The organism is Methylomonas sp. 2F7, assembly GCF_057126975.1.
This window is the reverse complement of the sequence record NZ_CP195203.1, coordinates 1,152,627-1,172,651: the sequence shown is the minus strand read 5'-3', so window position 1 is coordinate 1,172,651 and position 20,025 is coordinate 1,152,627. Positions and strand designations below refer to the sequence as shown.

Genomic DNA, 20,025 nt, shown 5'->3' with positions numbered 1-20,025 from the left:
GTTTGCTCGCATACCCTTTCGTCAATCATCCCTGTCACCGCTCACAAGACCAACTTCCTTCCAGCCCTTGTCGTATCGGCCATCGACCCGAACCGTCGTCTCAACAAACTTTGTGGATTTGACGCGCATCTACGAGGACGGCGTGAACTTTTGCTTAATAGAACGACCGTTGCCTGCCAGGATTGAACAGTTTATCTATCAAGCCTTGAAGCAATTCGGCGCCTTGGGACTCAGTCAGCCGGTCAATCCGACGCACTTCAACTTTACAAACCTGTGGCCACAAGCTAGCCAGCTCGATGGCTATAACTCATGGCTGGAAGATATCGAACTATTGACGTCGGCGTTCTGCGAACTGTTCGGGCTCAAACAAGCCGGCCTGCGCCTGCGGACTTTGCAAACTGCCATGTGTCCCCGCTTTCATGTGGATAGAGTGCCTGCCCGGATGATTTGCAGTTACGGCGGCATCGGCACCGAATGGCTGCCGGAATATGCGCTGGATCGAAGAAAATTGGGAATGGGCAGTGGCGGCCTGGATGATGCGCAGTCCGGCTTGATCGCCGACCAAACTGCGATTCGTCAGATGCCCGCCTACGCCGTCGGCTTGATGAAAGGCGAAGCCTGGGAAGGTAACGAAGGCCAGGGTTTTGTGCATCGTTCCCCTACGCCAACGGCGGTGCAGCCGCGGCGCTTGGTACTGACACTGGACATGCTGTGAGGGCCGGGCATTGCTGATCAAATTTATCTAAAATTTAGACCCGCTCCATAATCACTCGGCTTACACGCAAATACAGCGTGTTAAAGCCCCAGCCTGACGGAGATTTCATGAACGCCAACCTCAAACGCAACGCCGCCGTGCCGGTGACCATTCTCACCGGCTTTCTCGGCGCCGGCAAAACCACTTTATTGAACCGAATTCTCAGTGAAGACCACGGCGAACGGATTGCAGTGATCGAAAACGAATTCGGCGAAGCCGGTATCGATAACGAGTTGTTAGTGCAAGCCGACGAACAAATTGTGACCATGAATAATGGCTGTATTTGTTGTACCGTGCGTGGCGACTTGGTGCGTATCCTCGGGGAACTCAGCGACGGTCGAGAATCGGGAGAGCTCCAATTTGAACGGGTCATCATTGAAACCACTGGTTTGGCCGACCCGGCTCCGGTTGCACAAACCTTTTTCATCGACGAACAGATTGCCGACAACTACAAGCTAGACGCCATCATCACCGTGGTTGACGCCGTGCATGCCCATCAACAACTGGAAGAACACCACGAAGCGCAAGAGCAAGTCGGCTTTGCCGATCGCATCCTGCTGTCCAAAACCGACCTTCAGGAACCGGAAATTGTTTTAGACCTGGAAACTCGCCTCCGGGCTATGAACCCCAGAGCACCGATCAAACATGTGCATTTTGGCCAAACAGAACTGCACGATATTCTGGATATTGATGGTTTTAATCTGGATGACATTTTGAAAATCGAACCGGACTTTCTGGAAGACGTCAGCCACGAGCACGAAGACGACATCAGCTCAATGATCTACCAAACCGACCAACCTCTTGATGCTGCGCGGATTCTGGCATTCCTGAACATCCTGATCCGCGACTACGGCAACGACTTACTCCGCTACAAAGGCATTCTTAACATTGCTGGTTGCGAGCAAAAAGTGATTTATCAAGGCGTACATATGCTGATGACCGAGACGTTCGGCAACCCTTGGCAAGCGGATGAAACGCGGGAGTCGAGCATGGTCTTTATCGGTCGCAACTTACCTAAGGAGGATATGTTAGAGGCCTTGACTTCATGTCGGGTAGGCCTTTAGACAAAGTCGCTGAATCGGTTTCTGAGCAATGAGGCAAGCCAGTTGCTGATTGACGTTGGCGTTCCGGCTTATAAAACAGGCATAATTCGTCATTCCAGGTATGCCCCATCCGAATGGGTAAAACACACTTACATTCGATTGGGCCCAATAAGCATGGCCTTTCATTGAGGAAACGGCTACCACTTGAAAAAGAACGATCCGCGCAAAATCCCCGTTATCGTCCTCACCGGCTTCCTCGGCAGTGGCAAGACCACGCTGCTGAATCGTCTGCTTGAGGAACATCCCAAAACCGCAGTAATCATCAACGAATTCGGCGCCACCCCCGTCGATCAGGATTTGCTGCAACCAACCGGTATGCCGTTGACGACTCTGGCCGGCGGCTGTTTGTGCTGCCAGATTAAAGGCACGCTGGCACCCACTTTAAAAAACCTGTGGATGGCGTGGGATCAGGCCCAGACCAAACCCTTCAAACAGATGATTATCGAAGCCAGCGGCATCGCCAGCCCGGAACCGATTCTGGATACTCTGTTGCGCGAGCGCTGGCTGGCAAGCCGCTATCATTTGCAGAACGTCATCACTACCCTGGCCATACCGTCGGCTACTGCACAACTGGATAGTTTTGCCGAAGCCCGCGCGCAGGTGGCTTGGGCCGATACCTTATTGCTGACCCATGCCGACTTGAGCAATGCCGACCAGCAAGCCGTGTTGGCAAAACGCTTGCGAGTTCTGGCACCGGCCACGCCCGTACTTATGACAGGAGACGTTCGCGCGGCTAGTAGCCTGCTGACTAATGCAGGCCCGACGTTGCGCCGCTTGCCTGATGACGGCTCGTTACCTGCACATAACTTTCGCAGTATATCGCTGCATCTCGAACAAATTCTGCCCTGGCAACAACTGCAAGCCATCCTGCAAGAACTCCTGACTCGCCATCCGCAACATTTACTCCGCATCAAAGGCGTGGTTTATCTTGCTGAACAAACCGAACCCATGGTCATTCAAGCGGCCAGCAATCGACTGTACCCGCCTGCCCCGTTACCCCCGAGAGCAGCCGACGACGGCCGCGGCCGTTTGGTCTTCATCGTAAATGGCGAGCCAACGGCACTTGCCACGGATCTAAACAAGGCTTTTGCTCCGCTGCTCAGCGGGAACGCCATCAAACTGCATTGATTTATTAACCCGGCCCTTAAATACCGTGCATCCTGAGCTGTCGAACAAGGCGTTGTTTGTCATCAACGACTCGGTTAATCGCATCAGCGACATGGACAAACACATTACCCAAGCGGTTAAGGAACAAAGCCATGTCACGTAAAATCCGGATAAAAACTTAACTACCATAAGCGATGTAATCGTCGAGCGGGTAGATAGCGGCGCTACGGCGTATACCGCCAGCAGTAAGCTGAACCAACAGACGACTGACTTGCATGGCCAGGTGGGGCAATTTCGGCGTTAAGCCGTATCGTTATTAGCCGGGCGCTATTGCATGACAAAATCATTTAAAGGCACAGCGGGCATCCACGCAAACCAAGAACCGGGCGGCATTTTGTATTACCATAGCCAAGGGCGTTATCAAATTTATCCGGGAGGCGGCACATGCAAGGCGACAAACAAGTCATAGCTCACTTAAACGAATTGCTGGCAGGCGAACTGACCGCTATAGACCAGTATTTTATTCATTCCCGGATGTATGAAAACTGGGGCTTCAACAAATTATACGAACGCATCAATCACGAGGTTCAAGACGAAACCAACCATGCTGATGCCTTGATCAAGCGGATTTTGTTTCTGGAAGGCACACCGGATTTATCCAAACGCGAACCGCTAGCGGTCGGGACCAACGTCCCGGAGATGCTGAAAAACGATCTGGCGGTCGAATATAAAGTGGTTGCGCATTTGCGCAAAGTCATTGCCTATTGCGAAACCGTGCGCGATTACCAAACCCGGGAAATTCTGGAAGTGATGTTGGACGACACCGAGGAAGATCATGCTCACTGGCTGGAAAAACAATTGGGCTTGATCGATATGATTGGTTTGCCGAATTATCTGCAATCGCAAATGTCCTAAATCGGCTTGGCCTTATGCTTACCGATAGCCGCAGTGTCTCCTGACGCCGCGGCTTTTTTGTATCCGCCGCTACCGGTTCAAAACCGAAAGGCGCTAATCATCGCCCATCGTTCAGCGTTTACTAACGGCATCATTGGCTAATCCGCGGCCTGTAAAGTTAATAATGCCGCTTGATAGTCGAAAGCCTCGATCTGCCTGGCAAAATCCGGATACGCAACCCCCAATTTCGCCCGCAACAACACCGCATATTCGCGCGCCAGGCGGCTGGCTTGCGCATCGCCAATTGCCAGCAAGCTTGCGATCGCGGCAACGACTTGACGCGTATTTTCCGCATCGATAATCGCCTCGCCCACTTCACTAGTCGCCGATTGCGCAGGTAAAGCCAGGATAGCGCGGACCAGATTCGTCAATTCGCTATCGCACAAAGCCGCTAACTCCATGCAGACCGCCAAATCGCTGCTCTCGGCTATCGCCCGGTCCAACTTAGCCGCCAAATCGGCAACCTGTTTGGCACCCAGCGTGCCGGCAACACCTTTTAAGCAATGACTGATGCGTTTTGCTTCATCGGATTTGCCATCGACCAAGTAGGTCTGGACTTGTTTCAAGTCTTTATTATGGGCATCGGCAAACATACTCAACAGACGTTGATACTTATCCACGTCGCCCTTCACCACTGCAAGCCCTTGCCTAGTGTCCAGGCCGCTGATGGACATTAAGGCAGATGGCACAGTATCGTCAGTTACCACTGTTTTCGGCGAAAACCGCCGTGCTTCTGCTTTATCGGATCTGACCGGACGCGAAGAGGGACGCGGCGACAACCAGCGCAACAAGGCCGCGTAAAGATCTTCCGGAATTACCGGTTTCGCCACAAAATCGTTCATACCGGCAGCGAGCGAAATATGCCGGTCTTCCTCAAACGCGGCGGCTGTCATCGCCAAAATCGGCAACCGGCTAAAACCCGGCTGCGCGCGTATCGCCCGCGTAGCTTCCAAACCGTCCATTTCCGGCATCTGCACATCCATCAAAATCAGATCGTAGGTGTTCTTGCCGATTTTTTCGAGAGCGATTCGCCCGTTCTCGGCGGTGTCCACTGCCAAACCGACACCATGCAACAACTCGAGCGCGACTTCCCGATTAATCGGATTGTCTTCGACTAAAAGCAGACGCGCGCCGGCGTAATCTCGGCGTAATGTCATTTCCGCGTCGGCAGGTTTTTCACTGGGCTGTAAAGGCATGACGCCATGCCCGCGCTGCACCAGAGCGGTAAACCAAAAGCAACTACCTTGACCCAATACGCTATCGACGCCGGCATCGCCTCCCATCATATTCGCCAGACGACGGGTAATCGCCAAGCCAAGGCCGGTCCCGCCATATTTGCGAGTGGTAGACACATCGGCCTGGGTGAAAGCCTGAAATAAGCTGGCTTGTTGTTTCGCTTCAATCCCGATTCCGGAATCGCTCACCTCGAAGCGCAGCAGCAAACCGGCAGCGGTTTCCTCTTGTACCATCGCCCGCAACCGAATCGAACCGCGTTCGGTAAACTTCACGGCATTAGTAGCGTAGTTGAGCATGGCCTGCCGCAGACGCATCGGGTCCCCGCGCAACCATGGCGGGACGCCCTCCCCATCCAACTCTATGCTCAACGCCTTGGCCCGCGCCTGCTCGGCAATAATGGAGCGAATGTGGTCCAGCACCGTCGCCAGGGAAAAATCGGTTTGCTCCAGTTCCAGCCGCCCGGCTTCGATCTTCGATAAATCCAGTACATCGTTAATGATGGACAGCAGATGCTGGGCGGCGCCGTCGATTTTGTCCAGACGCTCGCTTTGTTCCGGATTGGGACTGCTTTGCCGCAGCAAATACGTCAAGCCGATGATGGCGTTCATGGGCGTACGAATCTCGTGGCTCATATTGGCCAAAAAGGCGCTCTTGGCTTGATTGGCAGCATCCGCCAACACTTTCGCCGCTTCCAGTTCGGCCGTGCGGCTGGCAACCAAATCTTCAAGGTGATGCCGATACTGATCCAGCTCCAGCGCCACGCGTTTCTTCTCGGTGATGTCTTCCTGTACCGCTACAAAATGGGTAACGCTGCCATCGGCTTGGCGGATGGGCACGATAATGGCAAATTCCACGTATTCGCTGCCGTCCTTACGTCTGTTGATGAATTCGCCTTTCCAAGTCTGACCTTGACCGAGCGCGGTCCACAACGCCCGATAATTCTCGGGTGGGGTTTTTCTCGATTGCAACAGGCGTGGATTGCGGCCGATGACCTCGTCCCGCTGGTAGCCGCTGACGTGCAAAAACGCCTCGTTTACGTATTCAATTTCGCCGATCAGGTTGGTGATGATAATACTGGCCGGGCTTTGTTCCACCGCCTGCGCCAACTTACGTAGTTGCTGTTCGGTTTGTTTGCGCTCACTAATGTCCAGATTAACGCCAAACAGCCTTACCGGTTTACCGTCGGCGTCGTATTGCGCTCGGCCTTTGCTGCTGAGCCAGCGGATGTCGCCTGATTGCAGGATAAAGCGAAACTCGACCTCGAACGGCTCGCCGCGCAAAATGCGGCTTTCCCACTGATCGTCTATCAAATGCAGATCGTCCGGATGCACGCGTGCTCGCCAATCGGCGTTAGAACGCAAACCGCCGGGCTCTACATCGTACAAACGCTCGCATTCCGGCGACCAGTAACAGTGATCCTTGACAATATCCCAATCCCAAATCCCGACATGCGCGCCTTCCTGCGCCATCATTAAACGCCGTTCGCTTTCGCGCAAGGCCTCCGCGGCCGCTTCCGCGCGTTGGCGGGCGGCGATGGCATCTTCCATCAAATTCAAGGCCGCCAGCTGCGCCTGATGTTGCTCTAACAGCGCCTGCTCCTGACTTTGCCGCAACGCCTCTTCCGCCGCGCGCCTTATCCCCCGCTGTTCACGTTCCTCGACAGCCCGGCGTATGGATGGCAGCAAGCGAAGCAGATTATCCTTGAATACGAAATCGACCATACCCAGCCGCAACAACTCCATCGCGGTTTCCTCTCCCACGCTGCCGGACACCAGGATAACCGGTAAATCCTTACTGTGGGCTTGAATGAATTTCAAGGTACCGCGAATCTCCATCCCAGGCACGTTGTAATCCGACAGCACCAAATCCCAATCTTCCTGTAAGGCAAGCGCCAGCGCCGCGTTGCTATCTATTCGCCGGCAATCCGCCGCCAAGCCGTGCCGGCGCAAGTGACGTTCCAGCAACAGGAAATCTTCCTGCACGTCTTCAATGATCAGTAACTTCAATACGGGATTCATGCACAAATCAAATTCATCTCGGAGGTTCATTGGTGGCTAACCAATACACGCCCAAGCGTGCCACGGTCTCGGCAAACTCGCCAAAATCCACCGGTTTACGCACAAAGCTGTTGGCACCGATCTGATAGCTTTGAATCCGATCACGCTCTTCATCCGACGAGGTCAAAATCACTACCGGCAATAAAGCCGTAAGACTATCGGCACGTATCCTTTCCAAAACCTCAAGGCCCGACAGCCTGGGCAAACCAATATCCAATAGCATCACTGTCGGCAGATCAGCCCCTTCGCGATCCGCAAACTCGCCGGTTTTGAACAAAAAATCCAGAGCCTGCTGGCCATCTCGCACTATATCCACCTGATTTGCCAGATTAACCTTGCGCAGCGCCCGCAAAGTCAGCATTTCGTCTTGAGGATTGTCTTCCACCAACAATATGGTTTTGGCGTTGCTCATGCTATCTCCTGGATATCCGCGGTGGAATCGGCCATCAATTCCGGTAAAGTAAAACAAAAAACCGCGCCCTTACCAGGCGCGCCACTGGCCTCGATAGTACCGCCATGGCGAAACACGATACGCTGCACGGTAGCCAGACCGATACCTATCCCCGGAAACTCTTCCTGACGATGCAGACGCTGGAACGGTTGAAATAAGCGACCGGCATGGGCCATATCGAATCCCGCGCCATTATCGGCAATGCAAAAACGCGTTGCCCCACCAACCTGTTCGGTATAAAACCGTATACTGGCTTGCGTCGTGTTGGCGGTGTATTTCCAGGCATTCTCCAAGAGGTTGCGAATCAGCGCCTCGATCATACGCCTATCGCCGCTAACTGCCATCCCGGCTTGCACCTGCGTCATAACCCTGCGTTCGGGCTGTTCACGTTGCAGATCAGCCAACACTCTTTCAGCCAACGCACTGAGGTCTATCCGGTCAAGTTCCAAAACACCCCGAGTGGTACGCGAAAGCTGCAACAGCCCGTCGATCAATTCGCTCATCTTGTTGCTGGCGATTTCTATCTGTTTCAGAAAAACTTGCGCTTCGTCCGGTAACTGATCGCCGTAGTCCTCGGCTAGCGCCTGACTAAAACCGCTCATGGCCCGCAACGGGGCGCGCAAATCGTGCGAAACCGCGTAGGCAAAGCTGTCCAATTCCCGGTTCGCGGCGCTCAGTTCGGCGGTTCGGCTAGCAACACGTTGTTCCAAATCGTTGTTAAGCCGGCGAATTTCTTCCTCGGCAAGCTTTCTATCCGCAATGTCTTCAATCACCGAAATAAAATAATTCGGGCTAGCATCTGCGTTGCGCACCAGCGCCACCGTCAGATTAATCCAGAGCAACTCGCCGCCTTTGCGGATGTAACGTTTTTCCATCGAGTACGTTGAAATTTCGCCAGCCAGCAGTTGCCTGAGATAGGCTAAATCGGTATCCAGATCGTCAGGATGCGTAATGTCCTGGAAGCTAAGCTTAGATAGCTCATCATGGCTGTAAGCGACGATTTCGCAGAGTTTACGGTTAACCCGCAACCAGCGGCCGTCCGGTGCAACCAGTGCAATGCCCACCGCCGCCTGTTCAAAAGTAGCTTCGAAGCGTGCCTCGCTTTCGTTCAGGCTGGCGGCGTTACGCTCGCGCACCTTGAGCAAACCATGAATCCGCGCCAGCAATTCCTCCACCATAAACGGTTTGGTCAGATAATCCTGCACGCCTTCGTTGAGCATCCGCACCCGTTGCCCATCGTCGGCTTTAGCGGTCAACATCACAATAGGTACATCCAGCAGTATCGATTGCCGACGCAGCTCGATAACCATCTGGTCCCCGCTCATTAACGGCATCATCAAATCGCACAAGATCAAGTCCGGCTGCAAACTTCTTGCCGCAGCCAAGCCTTCACGGCCGTCGTAAGCGCTGGCGACCCGGTAGTACGGCTTTAACGCATCGACAATAAACGCGTTCATGTCGACATTGTCTTCAACGACCAGCACTAACGGTGTGTTAGCTGCGCCTACAGGCGCGTCGGCGTTTGCTTGCATGGAAGGCCGAGGATTTTCAACAGCGCCTTGCAAATTGAAATTTGGGTCCAGCGGGGTGGCTGCGGCTCTAACCAATGAGCCTGGCGGCGCTTGTAAGGGCAAGCGGACACAGAATAATGCTCCCCCGCCCGGTGCCTGGTTTAACGTGACCGAGCCGCGATGCAATTCGGTGAATTCCTTAACGATGGCCAATCCCAAACCCGTGCCGCCAAAGCGCCGTTGTGCGCCGCCCTCGACTTGCCGAAAACGTTCGAACACCACTTCACGCATTTCTAAAGGTATACCTGGGCCATTATCTTGTACTTCAATAACAGCGATGTCCGCATCATTGCGCAAAGTTACCCGGATATTTCCGCCATCGGGCGTGAACTTGAAGGCATTCGCCAGCAGATTAAGTAAAACGCGCTGTACCTTTTCGCCGTCCGCTTCGGCTGGTAACGGTGTCGACGCATCTATGTCGAAGCTTATGTTTTTTTCCTTGGCAAGCGAATCGAACTGCGAGGCCACCGTACGCGTTAGCTCGGCAATATCGATGTGCGCATAATCGACCGACATGTGACCCGCTTCCAGCTTGGCAACGTCCAGTAAGTCGCTGACTTGGCGATACAATAAACGGGCATTGCGCAGGATTAATTCATCTTCGCTGCGTTCCGCCGCAGACAGGCTATCCAAAGCCAATCTCCGGGTTAATGGGCTGATAATCAAAGTCAACGGCGTACGCAGCTCATGACTGATATTGGCAAAAAATTCAGTCTTGAGACGATCCAACTCCAGGGATTTTTGATATAGCTGAGTAATTTCTTCCTTCGCGGCACTGGTTTCCACCAAGGCGGCTTCGGTATTTTGTTGTGCGCGGCGCAGACGTTCCTGGGTATCGCTGAATAAATAACCCATTATCAGAAACATACCAACCGAATAGAAATTAGCCGGCTTGTCCATTTCCCAACTCAACTGCGGCGGGATAAAGAAATACCAGACAAAACCGGCGCTTAAAAAGGTGCTGACCAACCCGCCTTTGAAGCCGCCAAGACGGGCGCTGAAAAATACCGTGGGGAAAAACAGGAACCAAACGAACGGACTAATCCAGGGCCACAATAACCATTGCACAGCCAAGGCCAGAAAAGGCAGTAATACAGACAGAATCAAACAGGCACGTTTCATGGCAGAGCACCCGGTTGCAGTGCTTTCAGAGGGTGATCGAGAAATTCCAAAGGATAAGGTTGTTCTTGCCCATGCTGCCGTGACAACTCGTTGATCTGTTGCTTTAGCGCGATCATGTCCATTTCGCGGCCGACCATGGCCCGATTGAAGCGCTGTAGCGCATCCGTTTGCTCGCGCAAAGCTAACTCGGAGGCCTTGCGCTCGCTAATGTCCAAGGCGTAGGCCACTCGTCTCAACGGCTTGCCGTCGCCGGATTTAATGATGGTTACGTCTATCATTACCGGAAAACGGCTGCCGTCCTTACGTTGATGTTCGGTCTCGAACACGCCATGACAGGAGGTGTCCAGGCTAGAGATACGGTGTTGTACCTGATCGATTAAATCAGCCGGATAAACCATCGCTACCGGTTTGCCGATCAGTTCTTCCGCAGTGTAGCCGCGCTCCCCGGCAAAGACCGGATTCACCGCCAAAAACAAATTAGTCTGCGCGTCCGCAATCGCCAAGCCGAATTCGGCATTTTCGAACGCTTGCGCCCAGAGTTTAAGCTCGCTTTCGGTATTTTTGCGCTCGGTAATATCGATGCAAATACCAAACACGCGTTGCGGCCGGCCCCTATCGTCGTAATTAGCGCCACCCTTACAGTTGAGCCATCTGATCTGCCCCGGCTCCGGTTGAACCCGAAAATCAAAATCAAAAGTCCGATGCGCGGCAACAGCTGAATCTCGAGAATGCTCCAGCTCCGCCAAGTCGTCGGGATGCACGCGTTGGGAAAAAGCCGAGTAGTCTCCGGGAAAAGTGCCTGGCGCATAACCGAACATCGTCTCAAGTTCGGCAGTCCATTGCACTTTGCCGTTATCAATATGCCAATCCCAGATGCCGATATTGGCACTACTTTGGGCCAGACGTAAGCGCTCCTCACTTTCAACCAAGGCCATTTCCGCCAATTTGCGCTCGGTGATATTGGTGTGAGAAACCACCGCTCCGCCTTCCGCAGTTTCCAAAGGCGTGACGACCATGGCAAACCAGCGCTGCTTCTGCGCGGAATGGCAGGCATATTCATACCTAAAACGAGGAAGCCGGCCTTCCAAAACAGCCGACAATCCGGTGAATACCGCCAACGATCCCTGCCTATACGGGCCCGACGCCTGCTGGCAAATCCGCAAATAATTAGTGCCTATGCCGCATACATCAGCGGATTGGCCGCACGCTAGGGCATCATCCTCAGCAAACTGCTGCCAGGGTCGATTCACAGAGACTATCATGCCATCGCGGTTTAATACCGCGATGTTGGCACTCACCGAATCCAAAATAGCCCGTTTGAATTCTTCGCTTTCGCGTAGCGACGCATTAGCCACTTCAAGCGCTTTGCGGGCCGTAAGCGCATCTTCCATCAAATTGAGCGCGGCTAGCCTGGCCTCGCCTTGCTTTTCCAGGGCCACCCGCTGCGCGTCTTGCAGCGCAAGCTCGGCCTGTTTACGTGGGGTAATATCCTGCACGGTGCCATACAAAGCCACGATGTTAGCCTGCTCATCGCGGACCGGCTCGCCGCGGGCCACTACCCAGCGATGCAACTCGCCATCGTTCTGCAATTCCGCTTCGCATTCGTAAGGCACGCCGTCGCTACAAGCCTGAGCTACGGCAGCCTGCAAGCGCTGCCAGCTCTCGGGCTTAAAATACCGGGCAACCTCTTCATAATCGGCGGGCGGTAAATGAGGGTCGCGGCCGAACAGATTGTAAATCTGTTCCGACCACTTCAATTCGCCGGTGCGCAAGTCCCAGGCCCAGCTGCCCAAGGCGGCTAAACGCTGGGCAATTTTCAAGGCCGTCTCGCTTTCGTGTAACGCTAGTAATGCTTGTTCACGCTGCTCAATGTCTTCCATGAGCAAGATAAAACACTCAGGGCTACCATCCGGTTTGCGCGCTGCGGAAGCGTTTAATTTAACCCAGACGATACTGCCGTTCTTGCGAATAACGCGCTTGTCTCCGGAAAAACCATCCACTTCGTCCGTCAGCAGCCGCAACAAAGCGTCACAATCCTCCCGATAGGCAATGTCCGAAAAATTGCCGGTTAGCAACTCGTCCTGGCTATAACCGACTATCTCGCAAAACTGGCGGTTAACCTTCAGCCAGCGCCCGTCCGGCGCCAATAGACAAATGCCTTTCGCCGCCTGTTCGAACGTGGTCTGGAATAAGGTTTGGCTAAACCGCAGCTGGTCCCGCGTTTCCAGCAATTGTTGCCAGTGCGCGTTTTCGCGTTGCCGAATCCGAAGCAAGAATTCACTAAGCAGGCTGATTAAAATCCCATTTGCGATCAATAACGTCCATTGCACAACATCGTAAATGCCGGCAATTGCCAAGCTGCGATAGGGAGGCAACAGTTGGAAATTACTAACAATGGCCGACAGCAATGTAGCCAATAATCCAGGCCACAAACCGCCTAAAAAGGCGCTCACGATCACCGGAAATAAAAACAACAGCAACATCGGGCGCAGGCCAAAGGATGCCGGCAAATACAGGCGAATTGCCAGCGCAACCAATACCAGAATCACCGCCGACACATAGGCGAGTCTAAGGCTGTTCCGGTAACGGGAGCGCACCAAATCGGAAAAATCGCCGAATGGCGGCTCGGGGATAATCATAAATGGTCTTCTTCCGCAGCCGATGTATCGCCGCCAATCAACCCGGCGCCATTGTTTACTGATATTGCGCTCGGTTTGAGAGGGTCCAAGCCAGATTCGGCGTGAGCTTCAGCAGAATCATGACCAACAGTATTTTCAGGTTGGGCTGATAGAAACGCTAATGCATAAGGGGGCTGGCGGCCCAGCTCCGCAGCCAGCTGATTGACCTGCTGCTTTAAATTAACCATATCCAGCTCGCGGCCGACCATGGCCCGATTAAACCGCTCCAATTCATCATTACGAGCCTTTAATTCCGCGGCTTGGAGATTGAGCTGGTCTTCGGCGGCTTTACGGGCGCTGACATCAAGAATAAAACCAATCACCGCCGGCCGGTTTTTGTAATCGAAACTGCGGCCATGTACTTCAACGTCAATGCAGTGGCCGTTGCGATGTAAGCCTTCGAAGCGGTAGTTAATGTCTTCGATCTCGCCATCAATGCGTCGGCGCAAATTTTCCAACACCATCTGCCTGTCCTGCGGACAGACCAGATCAGCCACTGTTTTGCCGTCGATAATATCCTCAGCCCGCTGATAGCCGAAGATCGCGGCAAAACCCGGATTGACGTAAACGAAACGCCCGTCTTGAATAATATAAATGCCCGCCAACGACTGTTCCACCAAACCGCGAAAGCGCGCCTCGCTCTCGCGTAATTCAAGCTCGGCCCGCTTGCGTTCGGTAATGTCCCGTGAGATACCGAACATCCCTATTACTTTACCGTGTTCATCGCACAGTGGCCCTTTGGTAGCCAGGAAAATCCGCTGTCCGAATTGCGTATCCAGGGCTTCTTCTTCCGTCAGCGTTATATTTTCCGCCATCACCCGGCGGCCAAACTCTTTTAAGTGCTCGGCTTGTTGCTGTGGAAATATGGCGCTATCGTCCTGACCAAGTACTTCCTCTACCGGCTTGCCGACAAAATTGGCGGCGGCGGTATTAAACAGGATGTAACGACCCTGTAGATCCTTGGCGTATATCGCGTCCACGGACAAATCGGATATGGCGCCTAATAAATCGAGGGCCCGCAAACGCTCCGCTTGCGCCTTCTGAACCGCCGTGGCCAAGGCCAGACTCTGACTCTGCCGCAACAGATAAAAACCGGCGCAGACTATAAAAATGGTCAAACTACCTACGCACACGATCCACACTACTTCGCTACTGGCCTTGGTATAGATTTCGGCCTTATCCAGCTTGGTCAGTAACAACCAGTCCGTGCCGCTTATGGCCTGTACCAGGCCTATGACGGAGACATTGCGGTAGTCCTTGGCTTCCAGGATGTTATCGAGGCTAGCCTGACTGCGCAGCGCCTTGCCGGCCAATAAATTTGCAGTGTTGATTGGCAGCCGAAACGACGCCGCAGCGTCCGGACGAAAGCGCAGCGGATTCAGATAGAGAATTTCATCGCCCTCACGCCGAAACAACAAGGTTTCGCCGGTACCGCTAGCGACCGGCCAACTCTCCAGAACCGGAAACAGCCACTCGCTAAGATCAAGATGTAAAACAATCAGCGGCGGCGCTACCTGATGCTGGGCTGTCAGCGGCACAACCAAATCCAGCAGGACACGTCCGCCATCATCTTTGTAAGGATTAACTAATTGGATTTGCTGAGTTTTTGTCGACAGCTCTGCAACCTTTAGCTGCCCAGGCAAGAGCGTGGCGGGGGCATTAGCGGAACGCCATAAACGCTCGCCTTCAGGTTTAAGCAGGCTGATGGCCGAGATTCCCCTGCTTTTGCGAAATTGTTCCAAACGGTTTTGCAGGCGTTCGGCGCTTTGCATATCGCCATCGATCTGCCAGCGTTGATACAGGTCGATGATAAATTCGCTGGTTTGAATAAAATCCGCGTCGCCGCGCCGTTCATTCAGCCAGTCGCTGATTTGCCTGGACTTGAGGCCGGCGACCGCCTGCAGCCTGCCGAACTCCTCCTGGGTGTGTTGCTCGATGGTCAGCGCCGCGCTGGCGATCATCAAAGCCAGGATGACGACTATCAATAAGCCCAGCGACAACAAATGGCTTCGAGGAGCGGGGGAAACGGTTTGCGGCTCGCGGCTTCGGCCAAACCAGCGCCGCATCAAACCGTAGAGCAATAAAGAAGTCACCAGTACATAAACCCAGCCTTTCAGCATGCTGGCTAGCGTCAACTGGTCCGGATCTTTGAAAAAGTGGTGTAACAATTGATCCGATGCCAATATCCAGCTGGCGGCGAAGATGGCGTATACCAGCACGACGGCTAAGATACTTTTGCGGCTGACCTGCGCTGAGTTTGGCTGATCGTTATTCGACAGCATGGGCTTAGTCGAATTAATTGTCGAAGCCGTACAAAGAAGACAAGCCGTTAACCACAGCTGTTACCGTATTGCCGTTACCTTGATATTCCAGACGATCAAAGCTCATCAATCTGGCCATCGCGATGCCGCGGCCATGCAAATCGAACACCCGTTCCGGGGAAAAGTCCAGGAAGTCCTGCCAATCAAAACCATCACCCTGGTCTTGAATAGTAAACACCAGCTTATCCGGCAGACGCTGGAAATGCACAGTAACAAAACGCCGGTTAAATTCCGGGAGTGTCAAACGTCTCTGAATTTCCTCCAGCCAGACTCCCGCCAGCATCAGCTCGCCTTTTTCCGCATAGGAAACGCCCAAGTTACCATGTTCAACCGCATTGACCATCAACTCCTGCAAACCCTGGATTACGCGCTCTGGCTCCGGGCAGGATTGGGCCAAACAATGACACAACATCTTCGCTTCATCGAGATCGCGAAAACGAAACACGGCGGAATGGACTAGCGTCAACGGACGCCCAGCGCGATTGACTGATTCGGACATCTCCTGCAACTCACGACGTTGTTGCAGTGCGGCATTGATCACGGCGATCAATATTTCCGGTTGAATCGGTTTGGTCAGATAGTAATAAGCCCCCTGACTAAGCCCTTCCTGGATACTTTTTTTGTCGCTGCGGGCGGTCTGCATAATCACCGGAATGGCGGCCAAGGCCCGGTCACCCTTGATCAATCGCAGCAGTTCCATGCCGTTCATCCCCGGCAAGCCCCTATCCAACAGCACCAAATCGTAGCCGGTCCGGTCGTGCTGTAAGGTTTCCCAGGCAATGCAGCCATTGGCACAGACCGTCACCAGAAAACCTTCGGCGACCAATAAATCCCGGATAATGATGGCGATAATTTCCTCGTCTTCAACCAACAATATGCGAGCGTTTTGGGTCATAAATCATTTACTCCGCGATGGAATCGAGATGGCGTTGGGCAATATCACAGAAGGCATCGAAATCGACTAAAAAGGCATCGGCCATATCCGGATCAAAGTGGCGACCACGTCCTTCAGCAATAATAGTCTTGACTTCAGCGAAAGCCATGGGCTCTTTGTAAACACGCCGGGAAATCAAGGCGTCGAATACATCGGCCAGCGCCATAATCCTCGCGGAAACCGGAATGGCATCGCCGGCCAACGCCTCCGGATAGCCGCTACCGTCCCACTTTTCATGGTGCCAATGTGCAATTTCCTTAGCCAAAATCAAAAACTCCACCGAGCGCGTGGCATCACGTTCCGCCATTTCTATCGCGTCGCTGCCCAATTTGGCGTGGGTTTTCATCACCGCCCATTCCTCGCGGGTTAATTTGCCAGGTTTTTGCAGGATTGCGTCCGGTATGCCGACTTTGCCAATATCATGTAAGGGCGCGGAGCGCGTCAGCAATTCGATGTAATGATCGGTCAATGTCGCGAAAAAGCGCGGATGGCTCTGCAAGGCCAAGGCCAAATGCTGGACGTAGCCTTGGGTGCGCAGGATGTGGTTGCCGGTTTCCGGATCGCGAATTTCCGCCAGATGCGCTAAGGCGCGAATGCTGACTTTTTGAATCAGCTCGTTTTCGCTCATCCTTTTAGCTATTTCCATTTCCAGGTAGGTGTTTTCATCGCGCAGCCAATCTCTGGCCTGCTTTAACTCCAGCTGGGTGCGGATGCGCGCTAAAACGATGGGCGGCAGAACGGGTTTGGTGATGTAGTCGACCGCGCCGACATCCAATCCATGCAACTCGGACTCCATACTGTCCATCGCTGTGACGAATATCACCGGAATCGTACGCGTAATGGGATCGGCGCGCAGATGCTCGAATACTTGGTAACCGTCCATGCCCGGCATCATCACGTCAAGCAGAATCAAATCGGGGTAAGGCGGGTTGGCGACCATCTGCAACGCTCTTTGCCCGGAGGTAGCGACGCGCACGCGGTATTGCGGTTGCAGTAATTCGCTGATGACGGTGAGATTTTCCGGAGAATCATCGACTACCAAAATGGTTTTGCTTTTAGTATCCAACATAGCTCTCCCGAGAATGGCCGATTATTGTTTTTATGGCCTGAAGAAAATTCATCAATTTTGCTAGCTTATATAGTGAAATGAACAATATCCCGATAATAAACGGAATTACCAAACATTAGGTATTTCGATAGAAAAGCTGCGGCAAGTGCCTCAAATTTATAACACAATCCGGCACCAACAAGTTTTCTCAGGGGACAAAAGCCGCCACTCTCGCTTATTGAACTCAAAACGACAACTTCTCTGGCTTGCGGAACGAAAAGGACCGATAATTCCGCCTTTTTTCATTTGCCGGATTTGCATGGAATTCAAACTCAAAGCCACCGACGGTCACGCCCGCCGCGGCCAGCTGACTTTTGCCCGCGGCGTGGTGGAAACGCCGATCTTTATGCCGGTCGGCACCTACGGCACGGTAAAGTCTTTAACCCCGGAAGATTTAAACGAGTTGGGCGCGCAAATCATACTGGGCAACACCTTTCATTTGTTGCTGCGGCCCGGCATGGAGGTGATGAAAGCCCACGGCGATCTGCACGATTTCATGCGTTGGCAAAAGCCTATTCTGACCGACTCCGGCGGTTTTCAAGTATTTAGTTTAGGCGCATTGCGCAAAATCAGCGAACAAGGCGTCACATTTAAATCGCCGGTCAATGGCAGCAAAATATTCATGGGCCCGGAAGAATCGATGCAGGTGCAACGCGACCTAGGGTCGGATATCGTGATGATTTTTGACGAATGTACCCCATACCCGGCCACCTATCAAGAAGCCGCTGACTCCATGCGCTTGTCCCTGCGTTGGGCGGAACGCAGCAAGCGCGCCCACCAGGGCAACTCGTCCGCCTTGTTCGGCATTGTGCAAGGTGGCATGTATCCGCAATTGCGCGAAGAATCCATCGCCGGCTTGACCGACATCGGCTTTGACGGCTATGCCATCGGCGGCCTGTCGGTAGGCGAACCGAAGCACGAAATGCTGGCAACCCTGGATGCGATTCATCAGAAAATGCCGGTGGACAAACCCCGCTATCTGATGGGCGTCGGCACCCCGGAAGATCTGGTGGAAGGCGTGAGGCGCGGCATCGATATGTTCGATTGCGTGATGCCGACCCGCAACGCCCGCAACGGCCATTTATTCACCCGCCACGGCGTCATCAAAATCAGAAACCAGCAATACCAATTCGATACCCGGCCTTTGGACGAAGATTGCAGTTGTTACACTTGCCGCAACTACTCGCGTTCTTACTTAAAGCATTTGGACAAATGCAAGGAAATGCTGGGCTCCAGGCTCAATACCATCCACAACCTGCACTACTACCTGGAATTGATGCAAGGTTTGCGGGACGCTATCGAAAATCAAACCTTCGATACCTTTGTGGCAGAATTTTACGACCAACGCGACAGTCGCAGTCCGGTTTAATAAGGTCTGTCAATCTTCAAGATCCGGCTGCTTGCCAGCAGAGCAGCCCGGATGTTTTACCGGTCCTGGTCGGCTATTTGCCCGTTCAACATCTCCAAAGCCAGTTCCGCCATGTTTTTTGAGCCGCCACCATCGCCAAGCTGGTGTTTGACGGCCTGCAACTCAGAGAGACAGCGTTGGCGATAATCCCCGTCGCCCAACAGTTGCAGAATCTCCACCGCCAGATTCTCTGCGGTCAGTTGTTCTTGGATCAATTCCTTGACGATGGCCTTGCCGGCGATGATATTCGGCAGCCCGATAAACGGAATTTTCACCAAGCGCTTTCCCAGCCAATAACTAAAGGCAGCCAGCCGGTATACGATTACCATCGGCACGCCGAGCAAGGCAATTTCCAGCGAGGCGGTGCCAGAGGTGGTCATCACCGCGTCGCAACATTGAATCGCATCATACGGCTGCTGTTTGACTATATGGATTGCAACCGCGATATTAGCCAGATGCTCAACCAATACCGCATCACTGATGGAATCGGCTTGCGGCAAGACAAACTGCAACTCCGGTCGCTGCGCCGCCAATTTAGCCGCCGCAGCCAGCATCACCGGCAAGATGCGTTTGATTTCGTTACCTCGGCTGCCGGGCAATAGGCCGACGACAGGTCGATTTGGGTCCAGAGCAAACAACTCAAAATCCTCTGCTCGACTGCGTTGCGGATGGACTTTGTCGACGGAAGGATGGCCGACATAACGTACCGGCACGTTTTCGGCTTCGTAATATTGAGTTTCGAATGGAAAGATCACCGCCATCATGTCGATGGCCTTGCCGTAAGTCACCACCCTGCCCGGCCGCCAGGCCCAAACCTGTGGGCTGACGTAAAACAGCACTTTTACACCTTGGCTTTTGGCAAAGCGCGCCAGCTTTAGGTTGAACTCCTTGTAATCGACGCAAACCAGTAAATCCGGTTTTTCATCGACAATAATTTGTTTCAGTAAATTCAACGCTCGGCGGATCTCGCCGTAGTGCTTCAGAATCTCCACCAGACCAATCACGCCAATCCCCGCCGAATCGTAACGCACGTCGATACCGGCCTGGCGCATTTTGCTGCCGCCCATGCCGATGCCACGAAGCGCCGGACAACGCTGTTTGAGTTCCAGAAACATATTGGCGGCGTGTTGGTCGCCGGAGGATTCGCCGGCGCTAAACAGTACCGTGTAAGACTTGAGGAAATGGGTCATTTGCAATTATCGTGGGGCGGATTAGCAACAG

13 protein-coding genes are annotated in these 20,025 nt (G+C 53.4%); 5 read left to right on the top strand and 8 right to left on the bottom strand.

Going from position 1 to position 20,025, the window contains the following annotated elements; all coding sequences use genetic code 11:
* Positions 1 to 112: 112 nt before the first annotated feature.
* From ACR64Q_RS05430 to bfr, 4 genes are all read left to right on the top strand, one after another.
* Complete coding sequence (locus ACR64Q_RS05430; protein ID WP_313733847.1) at positions 113 to 715, top strand: DUF1826 domain-containing protein; 603 nt, start codon at positions 113 to 115, stop codon at positions 713 to 715.
* A gap of 107 nt (positions 716 to 822) precedes the next feature.
* Positions 823 to 1,818 carry a CobW family GTP-binding protein gene (locus ACR64Q_RS05425; protein ID WP_313733846.1) on the top strand — a complete coding sequence of 332 codons (996 nt, stop codon included), beginning with the start codon at positions 823 to 825 and terminating at the stop codon, positions 1,816 to 1,818.
* A 183-nt stretch (positions 1,819 to 2,001) separates the two neighbouring features.
* Complete coding sequence (locus ACR64Q_RS05420) at positions 2,002 to 2,985, top strand: CobW family GTP-binding protein (RefSeq protein ID WP_313733845.1); 984 nt, start codon at positions 2,002 to 2,004, stop codon at positions 2,983 to 2,985.
* 423 nt (positions 2,986 to 3,408) lie between these two features.
* On the top strand, positions 3,409 to 3,879 hold the full coding sequence (gene bfr / locus ACR64Q_RS05415; protein WP_020485463.1) for a bacterioferritin: 471 nt from the start codon (positions 3,409 to 3,411) through the stop codon (positions 3,877 to 3,879).
* A 137-nt stretch (positions 3,880 to 4,016) separates the two neighbouring features.
* Here bfr and ACR64Q_RS05410 read toward each other — a convergent pair whose 3' ends face one another.
* The 7 genes from ACR64Q_RS05410 to ACR64Q_RS05380 are packed head-to-tail and all read right to left on the bottom strand — an operon-like array spanning position 4,017 to position 17,357.
* Entirely contained in the window at positions 4,017 to 7,172 is a 3,156-nt protein-coding gene (locus ACR64Q_RS05410) for a response regulator (RefSeq protein WP_313733844.1), read from the bottom strand.
* Positions 7,173 to 7,185: 13 nt separating this feature from the next.
* The gene (locus ACR64Q_RS05405) at positions 7,186 to 7,623 is read right to left on the bottom strand and encodes a response regulator (RefSeq protein WP_313733843.1); all 438 of its coding nucleotides are present in this window, start codon (positions 7,621 to 7,623) and stop codon (positions 7,186 to 7,188) included.
* Positions 7,620 to 10,355, bottom strand: a complete 2,736-nt coding sequence (locus tag ACR64Q_RS05400; protein ID WP_313733842.1) for an ATP-binding protein — start codon at positions 10,353 to 10,355, stop codon at positions 7,620 to 7,622. Before ACR64Q_RS05400 ends, ACR64Q_RS05405 begins: the two co-directional genes overlap by 4 nt.
* Positions 10,352 to 12,994: a PAS domain S-box protein gene (locus ACR64Q_RS05395; protein WP_313733841.1), complete on the bottom strand. Its 2,643-nt coding sequence runs from the start codon at positions 12,992 to 12,994 to the stop codon at positions 10,352 to 10,354. The genes ACR64Q_RS05400 and ACR64Q_RS05395 overlap by 4 nt, the downstream gene beginning before the upstream one ends.
* Positions 12,991 to 15,315, bottom strand: a complete 2,325-nt coding sequence (locus ACR64Q_RS05390; protein ID WP_313733840.1) for a PAS domain-containing protein — start codon at positions 15,313 to 15,315, stop codon at positions 12,991 to 12,993. The genes ACR64Q_RS05395 and ACR64Q_RS05390 overlap by 4 nt, the downstream gene beginning before the upstream one ends.
* Positions 15,316 to 15,328: 13 nt before the next feature.
* Positions 15,329 to 16,249 (bottom strand): response regulator, encoded by a 921-nt coding sequence (locus tag ACR64Q_RS05385; RefSeq protein WP_313733839.1) that lies wholly within the window; start codon positions 16,247 to 16,249, stop codon positions 15,329 to 15,331.
* 7 nt (positions 16,250 to 16,256) lie between these two features.
* Complete coding sequence (locus ACR64Q_RS05380) at positions 16,257 to 17,357, bottom strand: response regulator (RefSeq protein WP_313733838.1); 1,101 nt, start codon at positions 17,355 to 17,357, stop codon at positions 16,257 to 16,259.
* 298 nt (positions 17,358 to 17,655) lie between these two features.
* Between ACR64Q_RS05380 and tgt the strand changes: the two genes are divergently transcribed.
* On the top strand, positions 17,656 to 18,765 hold the full coding sequence (tgt, locus tag ACR64Q_RS05375) for a tRNA guanosine(34) transglycosylase Tgt (protein ID WP_313733837.1): 1,110 nt from the start codon (positions 17,656 to 17,658) through the stop codon (positions 18,763 to 18,765).
* Between the two features lie 56 nt (positions 18,766 to 18,821).
* On the opposite strand, the gene lpxB is transcribed toward tgt, so the two are convergent.
* The gene (gene lpxB, locus ACR64Q_RS05370; protein WP_313733836.1) at positions 18,822 to 19,994 is read right to left on the bottom strand and encodes a lipid-A-disaccharide synthase; all 1,173 of its coding nucleotides are present in this window, start codon (positions 19,992 to 19,994) and stop codon (positions 18,822 to 18,824) included.
* Positions 19,995 to 20,025: the final 31 nt, after the last annotated feature.